Origin of the sequence: Bacillus sp. MYb78, assembly GCF_002975115.1 — a bacterium.
In the GTDB taxonomy this organism is placed as follows: Bacteria; Bacillota; Bacilli; order Bacillales; family Bacillaceae_G; genus Bacillus_A; species Bacillus_A cereus.
The window spans coordinates 99,328-118,709 of sequence record NZ_PCOB01000009.1; the positions used below are offsets into that span (position 1 = coordinate 99,328).

Below are 19,382 nucleotides of genomic sequence, written 5' to 3' on the forward strand. Positions count from 1 at the left end.
TTTTAATTTTCTGACACGTTTTTCACATAGTTCTTAAACCAGTTTTTTGCGTGCATTATGAAAAAATTGTACCGTGTCAATCTTAAAAAATTATATATCATAACTTTAAGAGAGGAAGGAAAACTATGAAGATGAAACGAAAAATCATGATGACAACGGCACTTGCAGCTACGTTAGCTACAGGTGCACTACCTACTACCTCGGTGTTTGCTGCAGAAAAGGAGGTTCCTATTCAACAAAAAGAGGCACAATTAAGTATTCAACCTTTTGCACAAAACAATTTGGAAACAGCCGTTCAAGCTGCCTTAAATGGTCCAGAAGTCAAAAAAATCAAAGTATTTGAACATGAATTTAATGTAAAGGAAATAGAAGTAGTAAATCTAGGTGCAGGAAAAAAATATGTTAAGGGGCAAATCTCTCATCATTTAAGTTTTCGTCCAGATGATCAATTTTATTATGAGTTTACAGTACAAGATGGAAAGGTACTAGATAAACCTGTATTTAATATTGATAGAGGTGGTTGGACACCATTTGCTGCTCCACTTTTATCAATTCTTGCTGCGTATAATGGAATTCCAGTTAATCCAAATGATTTAAATGCACTTGGTCAGCAGATTGGTAAAGTTATAGATGGAAGCTGGGAACATGCAGCCCAATCAATTGCAACTGTAGTTAGTTTAAGTTTTAATGAGTAGAATTTTTCAATTTTTATTAGCAGTGTAGAGATCCGCTTTTTGTAATCAGCCTTGTTATAAGAGATTCTAAAACAGCTATTAATAAATTTTTACCACTCAATCACATTATCTTGATTTGTTTACCACCTTATCATTCATTATATGTCACAAAATAGAAGTCTTTTTTAGGACTTCTGTTTTGTTTGTATTCAATACGATAAACAGTTGTTTTTTGGAGGCTATACTTCGAGTTTTCAAGAATCCGCTTGGCTATTAGGGACAATTTATAATAAAAAATTATTAAAGTCTCAAATAACTTACTCCTCCTATTGTTAATTATTTTTAAATACAAAAATTTATTATCTTAAGAATGAAAAACAATAAATATAGTAAAAAATCATCTAATAATTGTTTAAAGGTCAGGAGAGAAAAAATGAACAAAATAAAAATGAGAAATTTCTTTAAAATTAGCATCCTTACTTGTATTACACTAGCAAGTTTAAGTACACCATCTACTATTTTAGCTGATAGTCATCCAGGTTACTCCTATGAATCCAATATAGGGTATCAAAATCCATCGTGGATGTCGAAAATAGAAGGTTCAACAAAAATAAGTGAAATATCTATTCCAGGGACTCACGGTACGATGGCTTTACATGGAGCGAGTTTTCTTGATGAAAATTTGACAAGAAATCAAACTATGAGTTTATCCCAACAATTAAATTCCGGAATTCGATATGTAGATATGCGTGTTAAACGTGTAAAAGATTCTTTTGCAATGTATCATGGCGTTGTAAATCAAAAAGCAGTGTTTGAAGATGTATTAAAAGAGACCATTCAATTTTTAAAAGATCATCCAACAGAAACAATATTAATGCGCTTAAAAGAAGAAACTAATCCTGAAAGTGGATCTCTATCATTTGAGGAGATATTTTTAAAATATAAAAACGTTAATGCTTCATATTTTTGGGATCCTAATTCCGTACCAACTTCAGATAGAAATAACCCTACTTTAGGAGATACCCGCGGAAAAATTGTAATCTTACAAAACTTTACATCCGCTCAATTGTACGGGATTGATTACGAAGGTTTAAATATACAAGATAAATTTGAAATTGGAAGCGGACCAGACGAAATATATACAAAATGGATTGCGATAAAAAACCATCTACAAAATACAAATATTAATTTTAATAATGGAAAAATTTATCTCAACCATTTTAGTGGTACGGGAGGCGCAGCCGCATTTTTAAATAATGTATATCCTTGGTTTGTTGCAAGCGGAAAAGAGAGTAGGAATACTGACAGTAGTCCTAAATTGCTTCAAACGAATTCCACTAATGCGTGGAGTGATTTCCCTCGTGATAGAAACGGACAAGTATACTATGGGGGGATGAATACACTTGGGACCGAACTCTTACAACAAGGCGCAATTAAACATTCTGGTATCATCGCGGCTGATTTTCCCGGTCCAGGTTTAATTGATAGTATCATTAAATTAAATGGTATACATTCAAATGAAAAAGAAATATTAATTTCACAAATATCATCTGAATCTAGTCCTTTATCAGGGCAACAAAATCGATCCAGCCAAAACTTTAAAATTGATAGTTTACCTGTAGGTACCAAAGAATTAAAATGGGTTATTGAGCCTTCAGAAAAAGATTATCCTTATACTATTTCTTTCAATGTAATGATTGATGTTTCCCTAGGAATAGATTCTACTCGTTGGAAAAATATTTCACATGAATCTAGGACTGAAGCTTACACAAATACTAAATATTATATTGCAAGTCCAATTGGTGCCACTAGCAAATTCACAGTGAAAATATACGCTATTACAAATTAGAAAAAAAGAATCCCATTGGGATTCTTTTTTGATTTCATTTCGTAAATATTAGGATGGCGATTAAATTTTCACTTTATTAACATATCATTTAATCCATTAGATAATTATATTTGGAACGGCCCTTAATTTTTAAAGAGAAATCCAAAATTGTTAGCTACCTTTTTCAGCTTATCATTTATTCAAAACTGGCTTCCAAAGCGATAAGGCAAAAATCCAATTTGAGTCGCCATTTCCTTGATGATCTTGAACCGCTTCATACACTTTTCCCTCATGTACTACCCTATCACCTTTAGTATATACTTTTCTTGCATCCCATTTTTCATATGTGGAATCCTCTAACTTAGTAGTTATATTCAAAACATCACTTCTACTAGATTCATTTCCAGCTAAATCAACCGCTGTCACTACATATTTATACGATGTATTAGCCTTCAAACCTTTATCTATAAAGGATGTATTAGCTGATGTCCCAATTTTATTCATAACCCCAGCGCTTTCTCTATATACAATATAATGGTCAACATCTACATTATCTTCTGACGGACTCCACATCAAATCAACAGTTGTCGCTGTTGTACCCATACTATGTAATCCTTTTGGTTGAGTCGGAGCCTCTTTATCTGGGATTGCATGTGTTGTCTTAACCTTTAGTTTTTCACTTTCTTTTGATATGTTTCCAGCAGAGTCTAATGCCTTTATTGTATAGGTATATTCCGTATCTGCTTTTAACTTTTTATCAATAAAAGTTGTACCTGGTACCGTATCAATTACTTCTCCATTACGTAACACTTGATATTCTTTTACACCTATATTATCAGTAGAAGCCTTCCATGTTATTTCAACACTATTGGCAGAAACTTTAGAGGCATTTAATTCAGTTGGTTGACTTGGAGCTACTGTATCAGGTGTTTCATTATTTACCAAATTTACATCAATTACATTATAAAAGGCATTTGACGTATCTGCTACATCCCATACAGCTAAAATAACATGATAACCATTACGATCAGTTGGTACATTAATTGTATGTGTTAAATTATTTGATGCAGCCGAACCGTCATGTTTCACAGTTCCAATTGGTTCTAATTCAGCACGTGTTAACGGTTTGTTAGGATCCCATCCCTTTTTTGTAATGTAATAATGCCATTTACTTGTAGAATGTGCTGCTGTATATTTCCATGTAAATGTATTTTCTCCCCCCTTAATTGTGTTTTTGAACCAACGATTTGTTGTTTGTTGGTCAAGAGTTCCTCCAAATAATCCTCCTGCCGAAGCGATTTTCCCATCAATCGGTCCACCATCTGGAAACCCTTTAGGTGCTTCTAGACTTTGAGGTTCATACATTACATTTCCACAATTTAAATTTAATGCCCCATAATTCTGACTACATAAAGCAGCACGACTACTCGGTTTTTCAACAAACCCATGTGCATACGCACTTTGAGGAATCATTGTAATTGCCGTCACCCCTGCAGCCAGAAGACAAGCACCAATTCCTTTTTTACTTTTTCTTAATCTTTCCAATTTAGATGTTAATTTCAAATTCATTCTTGTCCCCCCAATATATTGTTCTCGCTAATATAATAGCAATATAGGGATAAACGAACAAATCACCAATTAATATATTAATATCTCTCATAAATTGGTACATTTATTATTATTTTTAATCTCCTATAAAAATAAAGTAAATACAATTACGCTATTTTGTAACATTATGTATTTAAAGAAGACTAAAAACTCCATTTAATTTCACAAAAAATTCAAATATTAAAACAAAAAAATTCCTCATGTAGGAAAAATAAATTTTTTATATTACAAAAAGCAAAAAAGTCTGGAAGAAACCGATTATATCCGTTTCTTCCAGACTTCCGCTACTTTTATACCACTCACAAATTCTTTAACCTTAAACATATACACTTGAGGTTAAAACCCACATAACTAATATTATCTATATATTGACTAACTTCTAGATGTTAAAATTCATAAATTAATAGTAACAAATCAAATAAAACAAGCCTTTTAACAAACACATATAATACTCCTACTAATTCAAACTAACGCTTAATTACTTATAAAATAACTTAAGGTATCTAGCTTAACTGTATTTTCTTTATTAATAGCCATTATTTTCTATCCTGTATTTCCTTATTTTAAACAGATTATCAAGAAATTGTTAATGCTTAAGAAAAGAGAAAAGGTTTAAAAATATAAAAGATTTAAAAATGCAATTTTAACTATCACATTCTAATAATTTATTGTGTTATTTTTATCTAATAAGGCACAGAAACAAAGGATGAACTTCAGTGTGCTTGAGAAAAGTTCTTAGGATGAAACGTTTAAAGGGTATTTTAGTACTGAGTTTTTATTAAATGTTCCTGTACCTAATATTTAAATTAACGTATGTCAAAATATTTTACAATACGAGTGTTAAACGTTACATATTTCTATATAAAATGATACATTTCATCAGCACGCCTCCCTAATATTTATGCTAAATATAGAAAATTCAGCTCGTTAGGATTTAATTTTAGAATTCTCATAAAAGCATATGATAGATTAGGCACGTAATTGTCACAAATTAATAGTCTATCTACTTTTTAATTACCTATGAAAACTTTATTATCGCTTTATTATTTACTCCTAAACCAAAGAACATCTATACCTACAATTTCTTAAAACTCTTTTAGATAATCTTTCAAAAGATTTGATAGTTTTATATTTTATATTTTTTTATTGTACATTTTTGCATTTGATGTTAGGATTATGCCTATTAAAATTGAATCGTAACGATTCTTCTTTATAATTTCCATATTTTAATTGTTAAATAAAAATATAGATTCTGATATATATATATTCAAAATCAGACCTACAATATCTTTATTTTACAATGATTTCATGGCATACCTTTAGAATGGAAAGATATATGCAACAACGTGTTAAGGGGTTACAGGAGGAACAAAAATGAGAGACTTTTTTGATGATAAGTACAAAAATATTGAATTGAAAAGGAGGTTAATAAATTTAATAAGTGAAATTAGCGAATTCAAAGGAAAATTAGCTGCTTATCAGGAACAAAACCCGGACATATTTAATAGCTTAGAAAAAACTATACCACTACATTACATAAAAAATTTCACAACTATTTACGAGGATATAAAAGTTCCTAATAAAAGATTAAAAGAACTTATTTTAGATGATATCGTACCTCAAAATATTTCGGAAGATGCTATTTTTTGCTATTATCAAACACTTTCTTTTGTACATAAAAACTCCTGTACTTTATTAATCAATCCAGCAACTATACAGGAATTACATTTTCAACTAATACATTACATTACCTCTGACAGTGCCAAATGGCGTGAAAAACCTTTTATTATTCCAGGAATTCCAGAACATGGAATGCACTTGAATAGTTACCGCATTCTTCCGCATGAACTTATTCCACAGTTTATGGAGCAATTATGTGATCAATACAACTCATTAAATACTAGTAAGGGGCTTCATTCACTTTTATTAATAGCTCGTTTTATATTAAATTTTTATTGCATAGTCCCTTTCAATCAAGGTAATAACAGGTTGGCATTTATGTTAATGCAATTGCTGTTAATTAGGAGTGGACACACATTTGTAAAATATGTATGTTTGGATAAATATATTAAGAAACATGAATCTGATTATTACAATTCGATTTATAAATCTTCGGTGAATTGGTACTGCGAGGAACATAATAATAGCTTTTGGTTAAAAACGTTTTTAACAATTATATTAGAGGCTTATAAAGATCTTCATAACACAGTTCTAGATTCTATATGTAAACATACTAAAGTTGAGAGAATTCAGAATTTTATACTTAAACAAAAACAACCCTTTACTAAGGAAAGTATTCGTAACACTTATCCAGACATTGCAGAGAGCACAATCAGTAAGGCTTTAAATTCCTTGCAACTGTTTGGCCATATTAAGCTAGTTACAAAAGGAAGAAACGCAAAGTGGATTAAAATTTGACCATACTTTCAAGATACCTGAGGTTCACAAATTCAATAATAACTTTATCATTGAATTTCATTTTCCTTTTAAGCTATTATTACTTTTTTAGTTATTTCTAATTCCAACAAAACAGTTTATAGGAAAAGGTCCGCTTTCCTCCGCCTTTTCCTATAATAAAATTAAATATAAACATAGAATAATTGTCGAAAAAAGTCGCATTTTAATATTTTTTCTTTATTTTCTGGTTGTAAACGTTTCACTTTCATGTTACCATCTTAATCAAACAATAGATGGTAATAAAAATGAAAGTATTTCTTTCCCTTAGAAACATATAAACGTACGGTAATATCAAGAAAATAAGGCCAAAGAAATATTTGATACCTACCAAAATAATGAATAGGAATTTTGTTGCGCTGTTTTTTCTGATAATTAAGAAAATGCATTTTGTCCCTAAACAAAATTTGTTGGTGCGCAAAATTCAAATACACTAGAACATCCAAATAAATGAAATATCCTTTTTCATTGAGTATTAAGGTATGAAAAAAGAATTCTTCCTACAAAATTTAGCTGATTAACATAAAGACATCTAAATTACTACCTTTATCGCCATCTATTGTTGACAACATATTTACCAAATAAAAAGAACCTATCGAGGGTTCTTTTTATTATAATCATTCAAATTTCAATTCTATCTTAATACTTACATTTCCACACAAATTACATCTACTTTTTGCTCTCAATTATTGAATTAATAATATAGCACATCAAATTTATTAATTCTTATCTTCAATTAGTTTAAATTAGTGAATAAAATTCAATCATATAAAAATAATAAATACAACTAATCGTTATATATTAAAGAGGTGTCAATTTTGTCCTTAAATGAAGAGACCTTAGAAACTAAGACAGATAAAACCATTGAAAAGATCCAAACAAGTAACTTAAAACAACTTAAAAATACACTAGATAATATCTTTGATATTAGTGCAGATTTAATTGAACATCCTTTGCAATTAAAAACAAACACGAATATTTTACTATATTATTTTGAAGGCCTTACAGATGGTGTTGCATTAAAAACCAATGTTGTTACACCATTATTACAAGAAGTAAATGAAGACAGTCAAATATTTAATTCTAATATTATTGCTACTCATACCAAAATAGTATATACATGGAATGAAATTAAAGAAGGATTACTTGAGGGGCAATGTGTACTGTTTATGGAGAAAGAAAAGCGGTCACTTCTAATAAATACAAAAGGCTGGGCAGAGAGAGCAATTCAAGAGCCAATTTCAGAAGTTACTATTAAAGGATCCCATGATGGATTTATTGAAAATGCCACAAAAAATATAGGTCTTATCCGTCGATATATTCCTTCTACAGAGTTAAAAATCAAAAAGCTGACGATTGGAGAACGAGCCACTTCTTTAGTCTATTTAATTTACTTAGATGATGTAGCAAACGCAGATGTAGTCCAAGAAATTGAAACTAGAATCTGTAAAATCAAAACAGATGCGGTATTAAGTATTGGAGAGCTATCTAATTATACAAAAGATCAAAATTGGACTCCTTTTCCACAGGCGTATTTAAGCGAGCGCCCAGACGCCATTTCAAATCATATACTTGATGGGAAAGTAGCAGTATTAATGGATAGATCCCCTGGTGCAATGGTTGTTCCTATGAATTTGATTGGATTTTTTCAAACCCCAGATGACTATAATATTCATTGGCTCATCGCATCATTTTTTCGCTTATTACGATTTGCAGGATTTATTATAGCTATTTTTTTACCCGCATTTTATATTGCTATAGTCTCTTTTCACTTTGAAATTATTCCTATAGACTTATACACTTCTATTGCAACATCAAGAGTCAAAGTCCCTTTCTCCCCCTTATTGGAAGCTTTTATAATGGAAATTACACTAGAAATGCTACGTGAAGCTGGCATTCGCTTACCACAACCAATTGGACAAACTATTGGAATCGTTGGAGGGATTGTAATTGGACAGGCGGCTGTTCAAGCTGGTCTTGTTAGTAACGTTATGGTTATTATTGTATCTATTACAGCCATTGCTTCATTTATTGTTTCTAATTATGATTTATCAAGTTCTATACGCCTTATCCGTTTTCCAATGATGTTATTGGCTTACTTTTATGGGATTGTAGGTATTGTTAGTGGATTAATGCTCTTATTTGCTCATTTTGTTTCACTAACTTCCTATGGTTCACCATACGGAATGCCAATCGCACCATTTCGTCTCCAAGAGTTAAAAGATTCTTTTGTAAGATTTCCTATTTCGATGATTACCACCCGCTCGAGTACAGGACAGCCGAAACAAAGAAAGAAAAAAGAAGGTGGTTAACATGGGGAATCTTAAGTTCCAAAAAGTAACTTTATTCGAATTTATTATTTTCATTCATTCGCTGCAACTCGCATCTGGTATGTTAATTATGCCAAGCCCACTTGCTACTACTGCTGGTACAGATGGCTGGATTTCGATCATTCTCGGATGGATAGTTACTTCTATAATCGGTGTATTTATTATATTAATGTTACAAAAAAATCCTAACAAAAATTTCTCACAAATCTTAAAAACATACTTTGGTAAATGGATAGGGACAATTCTTTTTCTTGCATATGCCTTTTATCTATTTTTTGCTGGATTTAATACTTTATTAAAGGCAACTGATATTGTAAAAGTGTGGATATTCCCTTCCACTCCTGCTTATCAAATCACCATATTATTACTATTACCTTTTATTATTTTAGCCCTGAGTGGGTTAAGGGCTCTTACTAGTTATTCTATGCTTGTTTTCTTCTTCACTACTTGGATGCCGCTATTTCTTCTTTTTTCACTAAAGACTAACTACAATCCTTTACACCTACTACCTATATTTAAAGAAGGATTATACCCTATTGTAAAGGCAACAAAAGAAACTATTACTCCTTATGCTGGCCTAGAAATTGCATATTATATATACCCATTCTTACAAAAAAAACAAAAAGCCATAAAAGGACTACTAATAGCGAATACTGGAACCATGTTTTTCTATCTATATGTTACTATCCTTTCTTATATATACTTTAGTCCAGAAGGGATAAAAGATGTAATCTGGCCAGTATTTCATCTGTTAAAAGGGGTTCGTTTTTCTTTCATGGAACGATTAGAAATTATATATATCGCTTACTATTTAATTGTATTTTCCACTACAATATATCCGTATTTATTTTTCAGTTTTGAATCTGTGACCATTTCACTTCAAAAAAACGCCCGCAATTGGGCGCTACTTGCTTTTATGTTACTTATAGTTGGCCTATTTATTTTCCTAAATCCCGATGTGGATCAATATTTGTTTATATATTCTCTTATGGATATCTTAAATGTCGTTTTCTTTATTCTATTACCAATCTTATTTTTCGCTTACAGTATTCTTTTTACTTGGATTACTAGGAGGAAACAACTTTGATTCGAAAATGGATATGGATTGTAATTTGTTGTGTATATATAATTGGTTGTAGTCAGAGAATTCCTCTTGAGAAGGTTTCATTAATCCTGTTAATTGGCTTGGATAGAACCCCTAATGGAGACATAAAAGTTGGAACAAGCATACCACTCTTTCATCATAAACAACCAAAAAGTACTATAGAACATTGGACACAAGCATCAACTGTATATACTGGATTCAGTAAGATAGATACGAAGTTAACAGGCTTTATGACAGCTTCCAAAGCTGAAATCATTTTAATTGGGAAAAAATTAGCGCAAGAAGCAAATTGGTTGCAGGAGCTTGATTCTTCTTACCGTGATCCTTACGCTACCATTAATGCTAAAGTAGTACTTGTAGATGGACCTGCAGAAGAAGTTTTTAAAATTCATAAGCCTAGTAAACCATCACTTTCATCTTATATAAATGGTGTAATCGAATCGTCAATTCAAAATAACCAATCCGTCTCTTCTACAATTCAACAATTAATGAGAGAACAAAATGAAGAAGGAATGACGCAAACTGTTCCAATTATCAAAAAAACAAAGAATGAAATCGACACAGTTGGAATTGCATTTTTAAATCAAAAAGGGAAATATTTAACTCATATCCCTAAAAAAGATGTTAAATTTTTCAATCTTATAAATAAGCAAAAAAGTAGCGGGCGAATGATACTACACCTTGCGCTTCCTCCTAAAAAGTCCAACAAAAAAACAAACACTTCTATCTTCGTACAGAACGCGACAAGGAAGGTAGTTGTTAATTTTCAAAACGGAAAGTTTGTATTTAATCTCGATATATATGCTAATGTAGCTTTAATAGAAAAAACCAATGCGAATTCAATTAAGGGACACTATGATAATAAAAAAAATATAAATAATTTAAAAAGTGCTATTCAAAAAGAAATTAATAATAATTTACAAAATATGTTGTATGAAATACAGCAGAATAAAATTGATCCAATCGGATTATCCCTATATGCTAGAGCATTTCAATATAAAGAGTGGAAAAAAGTAAAGGGAGATTGGTTGCAAGCGTTAGCAGAGGCTAAAATAAATGTAAAGACACACGTCAAAATAAAAGATACTGGGACCATTAGAAATTAGACTGGGATTTAATAGCATTACTCAGTAGTATTTTTTCTCTTAAATAATTATTATGTAAAAAATGCTAACGTAAAAAAATCTTTCCGTTCTTTTAAAAGAGAAATAATTCAACTACGGTAATCAAATATCAGTTTCTAATTTAATGAGCTGAAGAAATTATAACTCTGTTGTAGTAGATATGCCCGATTCCATTCCGATTGTAATCCATGACATAGCGTCAAAGCCTAAATTCCTAAATTAAGGAATTTAGGCTTTTTGAGTTCGCAAGAATATCTTGGTTTTAGTTCTATGTACCTTACTACAATAATTACAGGGTCTTTGTTTATTTTATTTGCTTTTAGATAATACACACCCAATTTCAGTTAAAATTGTTTAAATGTTAATTAATTTTTAAAATGATATATCTATAAGCTCTTTTAGCAAATATAATATTATACGTATATAACCAACTTGGGGACTATTATTAGTTTTCTAAATACAGACTTAATTAACACTATACAAATAGTGTTAATTATCTTAATTGAATATTAGTAATAGTAAGTATAAACATTATCAATTTACTATATATTACATTTATGTAAAAATAGATGTATGTTAAGCTTATTCAAAATCTTTCCCCTAATAAAGATTTGAAGTAGCATTTCATGATTCTCCTTACTGTTAATATGCCTTGAAAAAGAACCCTATAGGGTTCTTTTTCTTTTCATTATAACCTCAGTAAGTCCTTATTTAACATGTAAAAAGGACTGCTAATTACTTGCAGCCCTTTTACACGTTAATATACACTTGTATTAAATACTTAATACTTTATTGTATTAAGGCGTTTATAAAAACTAAACATGCCATTATCATTTAAATATATAACACTTCAAAGTTTAGAAGTATACAATAACAAATCTTTCCCAGCTTCCAGCTACATAACTAGTAGCTGTTAATTCTCTACCACCATTTGCTGATATATATCTACCATTACTTAATGCTTGTAATACATATATCCTATTGTCTCCACCATTATATAAGATAAACTTTTCCCATGCCCCAATTGATGTACGATCTGCTACTACTCTACCATTTGGCTCAAACGAAACATACTTCCCATTACTTTTAGCTTTTAAAGCGTACGTATATAATTCCCCAGTCGGAATTAATTCGAATTTCTCCCATTCATTAACTGCATTACGATTTGCTATTACATTTCCAAAAGGCTCAGCGGAAACATATTGTAAATTTGCTGCCTGGATAGCAACTGTCCAACTTCCATTAAATAAATTCACGCCTTTTAGTGAACCTCCTTTTGATAGGTTGGCGGCCGATACATCATTCGATGGGGTAATCATCAATATCATTAAAACCATCGACAACACCATTAAAACTAACTTTTTTGAGATTGCATTACCACTTGCACGTGTTATGAACCTTTTCATTCCCATTCCTCCCTTAATATACAGAACTCATATACATCATACTAAATATGTAAAATATTGTAATATAAAAGTTGATTTATCAACAAATACCTTACTATTCTGTTTCTTTTTTCTCAAATCTATAGCACTTAAACATGTATCCATTCTCAAGCACATTTTTTAAATTATTTTCTCCTGATAAAAGAATGTAGCAGTTGATAGCAACGAGAGTATATACAAAAGAGAGAATATTTTCATTTCACTTCTCTTTAAATAAAAGCCAAATAGCCGTTCATAATGAACGACTATTTGCATCTAACTAATAATTAGAATGTTTTTCATGTTACTCTATTTTGTTTAATCCCGTTGAAGTAACTTGATAGGTTCTTTTTTTGCCCATATATTCTTGTTTATTATTCTCAAGATTAATAAGTATAGCGCGTGTTTTTTCTTTTACTGCTTCCCCTTCTATATGGGTAAACTCAATGTAATCTCCCACTTTTACGGGCACGGTTTGGCTTTCAGCAGTTTGCTGTCTATTTCCCACTATTCCCTTATTGTACAAAATACTACCGGTTGAATTCTTTACTGTAATACTTGCATACGTATTATTAAAGTAAGAATGTGGTACGCCCGCTTCTAAATTCACCTGCATTTTCTCTGTTGTCTTATTATAATCTACCTTTGCGATTTCTCTATCACTATATCCTTTGAATGACCACCCAAAATGATTTCCATCTAAAACCGTTGTTTCTGGCATTGTTTCTACTTTCTTCAAGCCTTCTTTTGTAACTTGATATCTTGCTGTTTTTCCAATGGTTTCATTTTTGTTATTTTCAAGGTTAATTAAAGTTGCTCGCGTTTTTTCCTTTGTTGCTTCTCCTTCTATATGGGTAAATTCAATGTAATCCCCTACCTTGACGGGCACAGTTTGGCTTTCAGCATTTTGTTGTTTATTTCCCACGATTTCCTTATTGTACAGAACGTTACCAGAAGAATTCTGGACCTTAATACTCGCATACGTACTAGCAAAATAGGAATGTGGTACACCTGCTTCTAGTTTTACCTTCATCTCTTCTACCGTTTTATCATAATCTACTTTTGCAATTTCTCTATCACTATATCCTTTTAATGACCATGCAAACTTGTTTCCTTCTAAAATTGTTGCTTCTGGCATTTTTTCTACTTTCTTCAGACCTTCCTTTGTAACTTCGTATATGGCTTTTTTTCCAAAGCTCTCTTGTTTACTATTATCTACATTTGTAAGAGTAGCTCTATGTACACCTTCTAGATGTGTTAACTCTATATAATCGCCTACTTTGACTGGAACTTTTTGCGATTCAGCATTTTGCTGTTTGTTTCCATAAATCTCTTTGTTATAGACCACTTTACCTGATGTGTTTTGCACTTTAATACTTGCATATGTACTATCAAAGTAGTCATGTGGTACACCTGCTTTTAGATTAATTTGCATTTCTTCTGTTGATTTATTTAAATTTACTTTCGCAAATTCGAAATCTCCAATCCCTTTCAGCGACCATGCAAATTCATTACCTTCAAAAATGTTTGGAGATTCATTTTTGATTTGTACCTTTTTCTCAACAGTTTGATCAAATATATCCGTTAATACAATCTTTGCATAAGCATTTGTTGGTAATGATATAGATTGACTGATTCCATTTTGATAGGATTTAATATCATTAATTACGTTAATAGGTTGGCCCGTCATATTTTCATTGTTATAAATTTCAATTTTCCCCTTAAATTGCGGTGTACTATTTTCTTTTAGTTTCCAAGATACATTTAATTTTTCATTTTCATAATATATAGATTGGATATCAAAATCTAGTTTTCCTATTTCAGGTTGAGTAGGTTGATTTAGCGTGAATATTTTTCCTGCCCCAATAGTAGACTGCGTATTACCTCCTGCTTTGACCCATACATATTCTGAAGTAGAGCCTCCATCATATTGATAAGTATTATCATGCGTTCCAGAAATACTTTGATTATTCCAAGAACTCCATTGTTTATCAACTAATTTTCGGCTATAACCATTTTTTAGGCGCGCTTCTCGAACATTCTGTCCACTATCAGCCCAGTCTTCTTGAAACATTCCTAATCCATGATTAAATGCAACATTAGCAACCGGAAAGTCCATAATTGCAATTTGATGCCATTTATTCTTTGTTACATCTTTCATCCATTGTCCAAATTTAGTATGACCATTTTCTTGCCATGAACGCATTGTCATTGTGTACCAATTGTAGTCTTTCCAACCATAAGTTGTTTGAACCTTCATTCCTGTTCCTTCTCCTCCAAAGGGTCCAGCTTGCGAATTCGGAGATAAGTATTCGGCCTTTATTGCTTCTTTAGAGGAAATTGGATCCCATAAGGCAAAATGTAAAGTACGTTTTCCATTTTCATCAAACCCACTTTGTTGTTGAAAACCAGCATATCCTCCAGCTTCACCACCTGCATTCCAGTTGTGTACAGCCCAGTACGTATAAGGTGGAGTCTGAACTGGTGACCAGTCTATACTAATAATATCTGAGGCAGGTATATTTTGGGGACTCACATAAACTGCTGGAGCAGCTGAATGTGTTGCAGCTTTAGTGTGCCAAATAGACGTTCCAAACATAGAAAACATGCTACATGCTGCGGTCATTATAATAACTTTATTAAATCTTTTCTTCGTTTTCTGACTAATCACTAATCTACATCCTTTTCTAATTTTTATTATTGAATAATAACTTAGTAGAGAAATCTATCAAAATTCAAACAACATCCAGTAAATCTTTAAAATACTGCCCCAATTTTATGTTGTTCTATCTTCACATCTGATTCTTACATGTTATTTGATTGTAAGTGGTTTCCATAAAGATAACGCAAATATCCAATTCGGGTCACCATTTCCTTGATGATTTTGAACCGCTTCATACACCGTCCCTTGATGTTCTACTTTATCGCCCTTTGTATATGCCTTCTTTGGATCCCATTTTTCATAAGATACATTTTGATCTTTGGTTTTTACCGGAAGAATTTCACTTTGAATTGATGTATTTCCAGCTGCATCTACAGCCTTCACTGCATATTTATATTCCTTATTAGCTGTTAAGTTTTGATCAATAAATGTCGTTCCTTGTACGGTTTGAATCAATTGTCCATCACGTAATACCTGATATTCTTTTACACCTATATTATCTGTAGAAGGATTCCATTTTAGCTCTACACTGTTAGAAGTAAGATTGTTTGCATATAATCCTTGTGGCTGTGTGGGAGCTTCTGTATCTGGTTTCGGATTAACAATTTGATTTACTTTTTTCAGGCCATCCTTTGTAACTTCATACATTACTTTTTTATCAAGACTTTCACGTTTATTATTATCTAAATTTATTAATGTTGCCCTCTCTCCGCCTTCTAAATGTGTAAGCTCAATAAAATCGCCGGTCTTTACTGAAACTTTTTGTGTTCCAGCATTTTGCTGTTTATTCCCATAAAACTCCTTGTTATATACTACTTTACCTGATGTGTTTTGCACTTTAATACTTGCATATGTACTATTAAAGTAGTTATGTGGTACACCTGCTTTTAGATCAATTTGCATTTCTTCTGTTGATTTATTTAAATTTACTTTTGCGAATTCAAAATCTCCAATTCCTTTCAGCGACCATGCAAACTGGTTTCCTTCTAATATATTATTTACATTAGGCATATCTGGTTTAATTGGATTAGCATCCGTACCCTTCCAAATCTCTGCTGTTAAAATTGGATATCCTAATGCAGCTACTTTTTGAATGGTATCGTTATTTGGACGTAATCCCCACTTCTCAAAGAAAGGAATCAAATTTTGTTTGGCTACTTTTGATGCTGAAATCATAAATAATTGTTTTTTATTTTCATCAGTTTGTGGAAGTTCACTTGAAGGCATGTCTCTATACAATTGATGCAATTTAGGATAGAAATCCTCTCCATACGCTAACTGTAGTTGCCAAAGCATAACAAGCTTTACAAAAACATCGCTAATTTCATCATAATTTTTATTCACTTGCTCTAGATATTGAAATGCTTTTGGATAAATTCCACTTTTCTCTAAGTTGGATGGTTGATTAAATGCTTTTTCTACAGAAAGGCTGTATATATTATTTTGTACTTCTGTCATATTATAAAACTTCCAGGGCGATTGTTGTCTCAAATGTCCTGCCTCATGCCAAGGGCCCCAGCCATCTGTTATAAATTTATTAATATCTAACACGTATTGGATTGCATCTCCTACATATGCTGTTCGATAAGAAGTTGCATACATATAATAATCAGGAGAATGATTTTCTTCTACGTAATGAACATAATGTTTATCTACTTGTTCTTCAGATAATCCAGCTACTTTGTCTTGAATTCGAGTAGCTTCATCCATCTTTTTTAAGAGTTGTACAGGATCTGTATTAGAACCCAACAAATATTTCTTAACACGTTCAGGGCTGGCCGTAATTAATACACGTTCGCCTTTTAACTCCACTGCATGTGCATTAGGATATTGGTCCAGCATGTTTATTAAATCTTGTTTCGTATGCTTTCCTAGTTCAAAGAAAGGCGTAGTCGTTCCACCTGTTGTGATTGTTGTTCGAATGGTACCACCTTGCTGTTTATTATAAAAATAAATCAGCCCCCCATTTGGAGATTGGATTGTGTTTATACCAGGTTTTAATGTAAATGATTTTATCTTAGAATCTTCTCTCCAAGAAGCATCATACGAATACGTTCCAATATATACCTGAATATCTTGATTACCTTCTACATTAATCGTTATTTGTTCATTTGGCTTTGCATATAAACCAGTTGGTTCATACGGACTAAATGCCATACTTTTTCTTTCCTGTTGTTTTAATACCTCAACATCCCCTTTTCCTGGGACTGTAAATGTTCTATTTTCTGATTTAACTGACTTTTCACTTTGCAGTGATGTCGATAATTTTTTTTGCTGCTCCTTTTGCTCTGCAAAGACATCTGATGAAGACATCATTCCAGTCGCAAGCATAGTTACTGTAGCAGTAGCTGCAAGTATTTTTCTAGTTTTATGTTTTGAATTATTCCCCATATTATCTCCTCATTTTTCCTTAATACTTTTAAGGATTTTTTTATTTTCTTCTTCATGTTTTTACACTCTAAACTATTCATACTATTTAAGTTGTGTCTATTACTCTATATTTTTTCATAAATATCTCCTTTTCTTTATTTATTATTGTATATAAATGTTATTTGATGACACATTAAATAACAACTTTACGATAAACTCATCGATAACAGCTTATTATGTTTTGATTCTGTATTCTAAACTTCCATCCGATTGGAGAAATATACCCAATTGGAGAAATAAGTAAATAATTTTCAGCATATAAGGATTGAAATCTCACGAAAAATTCATAAAACTTTTTTACTTTAAAGGTTAATACAATTGCAACCACATTTGTTTAAGTCTCCACCTTTTTTGAAAAAAAAGCATCTAATTCCATTTGAATTAGATGCTTACTTTTAGTCCTTAGGACAAATATTCTAAACTATTTATGTGCTTGTAAATCGTTTTTTATTACTTCCCAGAGTGAATTATCTTGAGGCATCGGTTTACCCTCTTCATCCCATTTTATTTTTCCGGTTCCCAATTCATAATTCATCCCTGTCCATGTGTCTTCACGGAATGCATAGAATGATTTATGCCAACCTTTTTGGTTGAAGATAGAAATAAGATCTTGCATGTATTGGGTAGCTCCTGGAACAGTACGGTTAATTCCAAACTCCTCTGCAATAATTCGATTAGATGATACATGATTTTTCTTAGACCATTGTTGGATTGGCTTCAAAAATTTCTCTAATCCCTGCTTATTCCACATTACAGGTTTCTCTAAATCTCCTACTTTTACTAATCCTGGATATTGATACTCCTTGTTTTGTTTTTCACCTTGACTCGTTAATTCATATGGTTCATACATATGAAATGCATATAGTGTTTTTTTATCATTTACTGGTTTTAAATATTTAAAGGCCCATGGAGTAGCATATAAACCTGAATCTAAAATAATCGGCGTTTCCTGGTCTACTTCACGAATGGAATTGATCACTTTTTGATACAATCTGTTTAAATCGGCTGTCGTTCCCTTCACTTTTGAATACCATTTCTCATAATCTTCCGTCCAAAAATCATTATATCTATTATTTTTAGCTGTTTCTGGATGTGGTTCATTTATAATATTATAACCAACCACCGCAGGGTGATCTTTTAATTCCAGAGCAAGATCCTTCCAAAATTGACTTGCTTGTTCTTGATACTTCTCTTCTTCCCATATTCTGTCGTCATTCTTGTTATTATTAAATTGGCGCCATCGATCACCAGGTAAGGATAACATTGTAAGAACAACTTTCATTCCTTGTGATTGTGCGGCATCTAAATCCGCCTTTAATTTTTCTAAATCCTCCTTTACTAATCCCTGATAGTTATCTGCATTACCTATCAGAAAATCCTTTCCATAAGTATCTGGTTTATCCTCAAATAGAAAACCTTTATCTTTTGCCCATTTATCAGGTGCTAAACGTACATATTCAATATTAGCTTCTTTTGCACTTTTATAGTTTTCAGGTAATGACGTACTATTCATGAAATTAGTACCCTTTCTTTTCGAATCCCAAAAACTAATTTTTGAATCGCCCTTGTGGTATGTATCAGCTCTTACATTCATTTCCTGTACTCCAAAACTCATCATGCCTAATAACGCAACAATTGGCAAAATTTTTTTCACAACTTTTCCTTCTTTCTCTTTATATTTAACACACATAACATACCTTTGTTTTGTTACAGGAATATGGCAATTTCCCAAAAATTCCTTTT

The 19,382-nt window shown here is 31.6% G+C and carries 11 protein-coding genes; 6 read left to right on the plus strand and 5 right to left on the minus strand.

Annotated elements, in window-relative coordinates:
* Positions 1-125: 125 nt before the first annotated feature.
* Both CQ064_RS18360 and CQ064_RS18370 read left to right on the plus strand, forming a co-directional pair.
* Complete coding sequence (locus CQ064_RS18360) at positions 126-695, plus strand: hypothetical protein (RefSeq protein ID WP_000782803.1); 570 nt, start codon at positions 126-128, stop codon at positions 693-695.
* A gap of 412 nt (positions 696-1,107) precedes the next feature.
* Positions 1,108-2,523: a phosphatidylinositol-specific phospholipase C gene (locus CQ064_RS18370; RefSeq protein WP_001033593.1), complete on the plus strand. Its 1,416-nt coding sequence runs from the start codon at positions 1,108-1,110 to the stop codon at positions 2,521-2,523.
* A gap of 171 nt (positions 2,524-2,694) precedes the next feature.
* Here CQ064_RS18370 and CQ064_RS18375 read toward each other — a convergent pair whose 3' ends face one another.
* Positions 2,695-4,071, minus strand: a complete 1,377-nt coding sequence (locus tag CQ064_RS18375) for a lytic polysaccharide monooxygenase (RefSeq protein WP_001049835.1) — start codon at positions 4,069-4,071, stop codon at positions 2,695-2,697.
* 1,413 nt (positions 4,072-5,484) lie between these two features.
* Between CQ064_RS18375 and CQ064_RS18380 the strand changes: the two genes are divergently transcribed.
* From CQ064_RS18380 to CQ064_RS18400, 4 genes are all read left to right on the plus strand, one after another.
* The gene (locus CQ064_RS18380; RefSeq protein WP_001204212.1) at positions 5,485-6,528 is read left to right on the plus strand and encodes a Fic family protein; all 1,044 of its coding nucleotides are present in this window, start codon (positions 5,485-5,487) and stop codon (positions 6,526-6,528) included.
* A gap of 854 nt (positions 6,529-7,382) precedes the next feature.
* Positions 7,383-8,876: a spore germination protein gene (locus CQ064_RS18390; RefSeq protein WP_000055706.1), complete on the plus strand. Its 1,494-nt coding sequence runs from the start codon at positions 7,383-7,385 to the stop codon at positions 8,874-8,876.
* A gap of 1 nt (position 8,877) precedes the next feature.
* On the plus strand, positions 8,878-9,981 hold the full coding sequence (locus tag CQ064_RS18395) for a GerAB/ArcD/ProY family transporter (protein ID WP_000527368.1): 1,104 nt from the start codon (positions 8,878-8,880) through the stop codon (positions 9,979-9,981).
* On the plus strand, positions 9,978-11,105 hold the full coding sequence (locus CQ064_RS18400; protein WP_000619980.1) for a Ger(x)C family spore germination protein: 1,128 nt from the start codon (positions 9,978-9,980) through the stop codon (positions 11,103-11,105). The genes CQ064_RS18395 and CQ064_RS18400 overlap by 4 nt, the downstream gene beginning before the upstream one ends.
* Before the next feature lie 875 nt (positions 11,106-11,980).
* Here the strand turns inward: CQ064_RS18400 and CQ064_RS18405 are convergent.
* From CQ064_RS18405 to CQ064_RS18420, 4 genes are all read right to left on the minus strand, one after another.
* Positions 11,981-12,529 (minus strand): fascin domain-containing protein, encoded by a 549-nt coding sequence (locus CQ064_RS18405; RefSeq protein ID WP_000819428.1) that lies wholly within the window; start codon positions 12,527-12,529, stop codon positions 11,981-11,983.
* A gap of 322 nt (positions 12,530-12,851) precedes the next feature.
* Positions 12,852-15,218: a putative mucin/carbohydrate-binding domain-containing protein gene (locus CQ064_RS18410; protein WP_000625380.1), complete on the minus strand. Its 2,367-nt coding sequence runs from the start codon at positions 15,216-15,218 to the stop codon at positions 12,852-12,854.
* Between the two features lie 141 nt (positions 15,219-15,359).
* Positions 15,360-17,600 (minus strand): M60 family metallopeptidase, encoded by a 2,241-nt coding sequence (locus CQ064_RS18415; RefSeq protein ID WP_000527917.1) that lies wholly within the window; start codon positions 17,598-17,600, stop codon positions 15,360-15,362.
* 460 nt (positions 17,601-18,060) lie between these two features.
* Positions 18,061-19,329: a glycoside hydrolase family 5 protein gene (locus tag CQ064_RS18420; protein WP_014482097.1), complete on the minus strand. Its 1,269-nt coding sequence runs from the start codon at positions 19,327-19,329 to the stop codon at positions 18,061-18,063.
* Positions 19,330-19,382 lie beyond the last annotated feature (53 nt).

Bases quoted from the DNA above. Each gene is read 5' to 3' on its own strand.
- CQ064_RS18375 (WP_001049835.1), bottom strand. From the start codon at position 4,071: ATGAATTTGAAATTAACATCTAAATTGGAAAGATTAAGAAAAAGTAAA.
- CQ064_RS18395 (WP_000527368.1), top strand. From the start codon at position 8,878: ATGGGGAATCTTAAGTTCCAAAAAGTAACTTTATTCGAATTTATTATT.
- CQ064_RS18360 (WP_000782803.1), top strand. From the start codon at position 126: ATGAAGATGAAACGAAAAATCATGATGACAACGGCACTTGCAGCTACG.
- CQ064_RS18370 (WP_001033593.1), top strand. From the start codon at position 1,108: ATGAACAAAATAAAAATGAGAAATTTCTTTAAAATTAGCATCCTTACT.
- CQ064_RS18405 (WP_000819428.1), bottom strand. From the start codon at position 12,529: ATGAAAAGGTTCATAACACGTGCAAGTGGTAATGCAATCTCAAAAAAG.
- CQ064_RS18415 (WP_000527917.1), bottom strand. From the start codon at position 17,600: ATGGGGAATAATTCAAAACATAAAACTAGAAAAATACTTGCAGCTACT.
- CQ064_RS18420 (WP_014482097.1), bottom strand. From the start codon at position 19,329: ATGTGTGTTAAATATAAAGAGAAAGAAGGAAAAGTTGTGAAAAAAATT.
- CQ064_RS18380 (WP_001204212.1), top strand. From the start codon at position 5,485: ATGAGAGACTTTTTTGATGATAAGTACAAAAATATTGAATTGAAAAGG.